At 34.7% G+C, this 3,259-nt stretch carries 6 protein-coding genes; 3 read left to right on the top strand and 3 right to left on the bottom strand.

What is annotated here, in order from left to right; translation table 11 throughout:
• Positions 1-143 precede the first annotated feature (143 nt).
• Positions 144-272, top strand: coding sequence for a hypothetical protein (locus tag CP366_RS11105; RefSeq protein WP_005728161.1), 129 nt, complete (start codon positions 144-146; stop codon positions 270-272).
• A 108-nt stretch (positions 273-380) separates the two neighbouring features.
• Here the strand turns inward: CP366_RS11105 and CP366_RS10200 are convergent, their stop codons facing one another.
• Positions 381-707, bottom strand: coding sequence for a helix-turn-helix transcriptional regulator (locus CP366_RS10200; RefSeq protein WP_089145257.1), 327 nt, complete (start codon positions 705-707; stop codon positions 381-383).
• Positions 708-715: 8 nt separating this feature from the next.
• On the opposite strand from CP366_RS10200, the gene CP366_RS10205 reads away from it, so the two are divergent.
• A complete protein-coding gene (locus CP366_RS10205) occupies positions 716-1,009 on the top strand; it encodes a YjdF family protein (protein ID WP_080514222.1) in 294 nt (97 codons plus the stop codon).
• 185 nt (positions 1,010-1,194) lie between these two features.
• Here CP366_RS10205 and CP366_RS10210 read toward each other — a convergent pair whose 3' ends face one another.
• Together CP366_RS10210 and CP366_RS10215 are read right to left on the bottom strand one after the other, a co-directional pair.
• Complete coding sequence (locus tag CP366_RS10210; protein ID WP_080514199.1) at positions 1,195-1,290, bottom strand: putative holin-like toxin; 96 nt, start codon at positions 1,288-1,290, stop codon at positions 1,195-1,197.
• A 158-nt stretch (positions 1,291-1,448) separates the two neighbouring features.
• On the bottom strand, positions 1,449-1,784 hold the full coding sequence (locus CP366_RS10215; protein WP_013085779.1) for a helix-turn-helix domain-containing protein: 336 nt from the start codon (positions 1,782-1,784) through the stop codon (positions 1,449-1,451).
• A 149-nt stretch (positions 1,785-1,933) separates the two neighbouring features.
• Between CP366_RS10215 and CP366_RS10220 the strand changes: the two genes are divergently transcribed.
• Positions 1,934-2,956 carry a zinc-binding alcohol dehydrogenase family protein gene (locus tag CP366_RS10220; RefSeq protein WP_057726280.1) on the top strand — a complete coding sequence of 341 codons (1,023 nt, stop codon included), beginning with the start codon at positions 1,934-1,936 and terminating at the stop codon, positions 2,954-2,956.
• Positions 2,957-3,259: the final 303 nt, after the last annotated feature.

A 3,259-nucleotide genomic window follows, 5' to 3' on the forward strand; every position in this document is an offset into this window, starting at 1 on the left:
TTCGATCATATTCTTAACCTCCATTAAATTGATGAGATTAGAATACCTGAAAAATACGGACTAAAAAAGATACTCGGTTATATGACGCTTACGTTTTAGATTTCAATTATGATTAATTTATCAATATTTTGGAGGTTATTCATATGTCAGAAAAAAAGCTAATCGTCCCTCTTGCTCGTGAGCCAAAAGCTAAAAAGTCTAAGCCAGCTCGTAATCATTTACTGCTTTCTTTAAAGAAAAATGACCTAGAATTAGACTTCCAATGTCATTAAGTTAAGCTATTGACATTGGAGAAAAAAGCAATTAAAGCATCATTTGGCTTTAGATAGCCAATTTGAGGCTTTTTTGCGTAGGCAAATAACCAGTCTATGAGTTCTTGTTTATTCTGATCTGCTGTTGTCATGTCGTTTAATAAGTCCTTTTTTGATATCACGTTCCATAAGTTGACGAACTATGTTCAGGTAGTCTTCTGGAATAGTGTAGCCATGATAGAAATATGGTACTTCACCATCGATAGAAATACCACCAGTTTCATCACCTTTAGGTGACGGGCTAGGATTGTTTGTCTTGCCACTTAAATAATCGGCTGATGTGTGTAGTACATCTGCAACTGCATTAAGTGCATCAATTCCTGGTCTTTGATTCTTCCAATTGTAAATGGAGTTTCTACCTAAACCTGCCTTGTCATTTACTTCACGGAGATTCATTGCCACATATGCCAGAGATACTTAAGCTAGTAAACTTTTATTATTCGAAACTGCATTTTTATCAAACTACAGCGGAAAAAGAAAAAGTTTATCATGTTAATCCTAAGAGAGCACAAAGATTGGCTCATAAGGCCACGCAAAAGAAAGCTATTGGTACCAAAGCACAACAAGCTTTGAAAAAACAATTTGAGCAGTCAAAGATAGCCAAGAAAAAGGTAAAGAAGGATAGGAAACGTGAAGAACAAGAAAGACGTTTCTTACAAAAACAAGTCAAACGTCGAGAAAAACACCGTGGTCATTGATGTCGAAAAAGCTCGCAATTAATTTTGCGGGTTTTCATTTTGGAAAATATGCTATAATTTAAGTAAAGAAAAAGGAGATACAAAGACCTCCTTTGTAGTCCGCTTTAAGAGCGGCGGTTAAGATTATTTTTTGCGGTGAACGCTACTCAATAACTCTTCCAAAGTTATTACATTGAGCGGCGTTTTTATTTTTTGTCGTGATGATGGTCGATGTAAGTTAGCAGAGCTAACACAAACGTACCGAACAAAAGCATCAAAGAAATACTCTCGTAAACCGACATGGTTGAACCCTTTCTGCAGTATATTGACCATAGGCCTCACCTCCGGGAGGAAAAACAACCGCCGCTCATAAAACTTTCTGCGAAAATAATTGTACAGAAATTTTGTTTGCAAAAGAAGACGAACAAGATAAAAAAGCTCGCAATTAGTTTGCGGGCTCTTATTCATGCAATTGATTATATTTGTCGCCCCATTTTTCCATTTCTAAAATTAATGGGGTAAGGGTCTCACCTAATGCAGTTAATTGATAACTTGTTTTAGGTGGTACTGTTGGAAAAATAGTTTTATCAATAATTTGATCACTTTTTAGCTCTTTTAATTGAAGTGACAACATTCGTCTGGAACAATTAGGCATCAATTTCTGCAATTCATTAAAACGACAGTGTTTTTTCTTGATTAAATGATAGATAATAACACTTTTCCATTTACCTGAAATAATTTGAAGTGTACTTTCAACAGGACAGCCTTCAGAGCAGTTATAAATATGACGTGGCATTCTTTCACCTCGATATAATAATTCAATTCTAAATCTTTAAATTTAATCAAGCTAGGGAAAAATTTGTTACTTAGTAAGGAAAAATTCACTTCTTGTTTTTATCTATGGCTTACTTACAATTAATTAGTAAATAAGGAAGGAAGATAAAAATGAAAGCAATTGGATTCAAAAAACACTTGAAGATTGATGATCCTGAAAGTTTGATTGATTTTGATATGGAAAAACCTACTGCTAAGGGTCATGACTTGTTAGTAAAAGTTAATGCAGTTTCAGTTAACCCAGTAGATGTTGGAGTTAGAAAAAGTGGACATATGGTCTTAAAAACGCCTAAAGTGATCGGTTGGGATGCATGTGGTGTAGTAGAAGAAGTAGGGTCGAAAGTTAGGCTCTTCAAACAAGGTGACAGGGTATTTTATGCAGGTTCATTTATTAGATCAGGCAGTGATAGTGAGTACCAACTAGTTGATGAAAGAATAGTTGGTCATGCTCCAAAGACTTTAAAAGATAATGAAGCGGCTGCAATGCCTTTAACCTCACTTACAGCTTATGAAGCCTTATTTGAACAAATGGGTTTAACTTGGAATCAAGAGAATAATCAGAGTAAAACGATCTTGATTATTAATGGTGCTGGGGGAGTAGGATCAGTAGCTACACAATTGGCACATTTAGCAGGATTAACAGTAATTGCAACTGCATCCCGTCCAGATAGTATTAAATGGACACAAGATCACGGCACAGATTATGTTGTGAACCATCGTGAAGACTTGGTAAAACAAGTAAGGAAATTAGGATATAAGTATGTTGATTACATCCTAGAATTAAAGGATTTAGATGGTCATTGGAAAGAAATGTGTGAGTTAATTAAACCAGAGGGACACATTGTTTCAATTACTGAAAATCATCGTCCAATAAATTTAAGGTTGCTTACCAAAAAGAAAGCACACTTTTCGTGGGAATGGATGTATACTAAATCCTATTATCAAACTGAAGATATGATTAGTCAGCATGATATTTTAAACAAAATTGCCCAGATGTTAGATAATGGCAAACTTAAATGCACTATGACTAAGTCATTAGAACCCTTAAATGCAATAAATTTACGAAAGGCTCATAAATTAGTAGAAAGTGGTCATATGACCGGTAAAGTTGTGGTTTATGACTGGGAAAACTAAGCATTAATAGAAAGCTCGCAATTAATTTTGCAGGCTTTTAATTTAAAAAATATGCTATAATTTAGATAAAGAAAAAGGAGATCCAAAGACCTCCTTTGCAGCCCGCTTTAATGAAAAACGCCCGAAAATCCCCGTATTTTAATGCGGGGATGGATAGGGCCAAGCTGACCTAGCAGTCAGCTTTTTTTATTCTAAAAATAGAGACATACGTTCGACTTCCCTGTAAAATATAAATATCTAATCTACAGAAGTCATGTGGTGATAAGTCAATGTAAATTGTAAATTTTATTTTTAATTAGTTTG

Source organism: Lactobacillus sp. UMNPBX15 (genome assembly GCF_002553785.1).
In the GTDB taxonomy this organism is placed as follows: domain Bacteria; phylum Bacillota; class Bacilli; order Lactobacillales; family Lactobacillaceae; genus Lactobacillus; species Lactobacillus crispatus.